Here is a 1,548-nt window from a genome sequence, read left to right as displayed (position 1 = left end):
GGTCATACAGATACAGTGATACGGGACGTCTTACAAAGAGAGCAAGCCACTATCTTTTCGGCTTGGCATATCTTGACGGTGTAACACCGAGTGTTGTTATGGTGCGTGGTGCGTGGGATAACGTAAGAGCGGCAGCATGGCATATTGAGGACGGAAAGTTTAAAGAAGATTGGGTACACAATACCGAAAACAAAGATGACGTAAACAGTATATGGGGTGCGTGCAACCATAATCTTGTAACGGTGGACGTTGATTTTGACGGAAAAGACGAAATATTATCCGGACCTATGGCTATTGACCATGACGGAAGTGAAATGTATGCCGTAAAGGTATATGATAATGACGGCAATGCTCAAAAATTGGCTCATGGAGATGCGTTTGATGTTGCAAAAACAGATCCCGATTTTAACGGCTATATGACGTGGGCTTGTCACGAAACATCACAGCTTATGGCAAATATCGAGTATCACGATGCAAGAACAGGTGAAGTTCAATGGGGTTACAGCAAAAATAAAGATACAGGCAGAAGTCGTTCGGCGGATATAGACCCTACACACAAAGGCTTTGAAGTATGGGGCTCAACTGCAACAATTCCTGCCAATATCAGCGGTGAAAATATAGCTGATACATGGAATGGTTTTAAATTCAGAAAACTTGACGGTACTGTTGACAGCGATGCAACTATTCCGATGAATTTCAAGGTTTATTGGGACGGTGATTTACTTAGCGAATTGCTTGACGGTACAACCGTATCAAAATATAACTGGGAGGACAAGTCTATTGACGTGCTTATGACGGCAGATGATTGCGCGTCAAACAGCGGTACAAAGGCAGTACCTTGTATAAGTGCGGATTTGTTCGGTGACTGGCGTGAAGAAATTGTATGGAAAACCGCAGATGAAAAGGAAATAAGAATATACTCGACTTCAATTCCTACATCATATAAATTGAATACATTAATGCATGATTCATATTACAGAGCGTCTGTTGCGGTACAAAATAACCACTACAATCAACCGCCGAATTTAAGCTATTATCTTGGTGCTGAAACAACAAAAGTACCTATGTTTGAGGGATATGTTATAAAAGACGGCAAAAAAATCACAAACCCTGATTTGACAGGTTCGCACGGTACCTATGACATTAACGCAAAAACAGGTGCATTAAGTGTAAAATTGGCAGTTGACTGCGCAAATGCCTATGTCGGCAATAATATTGTACAAATTGATACAGAAAACAGTGACGTTACACCGATAATTGTTGATGACAGAACATTAGTACCGGTTAGATTTATCGCTGAAAGCTTGGGTATGGACGTTGGATATAATGACTCGACAAGGACTGTTACACTTTCGGGAAACGGATATAAAGTAAATATGACTTTGGATAAGAGCGAATATACGATTAATGATATTCCTTTTGAAATGGACGTTCCGGCACAAGTAGTAAATGACAGAATGTTGATACCTCTTAGAGTTATTGCTGAATCTATCGGTAAAAAGGTTGAGTGGGACGCAGACAACAGATTAATATATATCGGATCTGTAC

The 1,548-nt window shown here is 40.4% G+C and carries 1 protein-coding gene; it reads left to right on the top strand.

Features of this window, described 5'->3' with window-relative positions:
• On the top strand, positions 1-1,548 hold a 1,548-nt coding region (locus ACLTU0_RS11895), incomplete at both ends, for a stalk domain-containing protein (protein ID WP_412322659.1).

The sequence above is a fragment of the Hominilimicola sp. genome (assembly GCF_046972485.1).
GTDB classification, from domain to species: Bacteria; Bacillota; Clostridia; order UBA1381; family UBA1381; genus Hominilimicola; species Hominilimicola fabiformis.
This window is presented reverse-complemented; position numbering and strand designations above follow the sequence as displayed.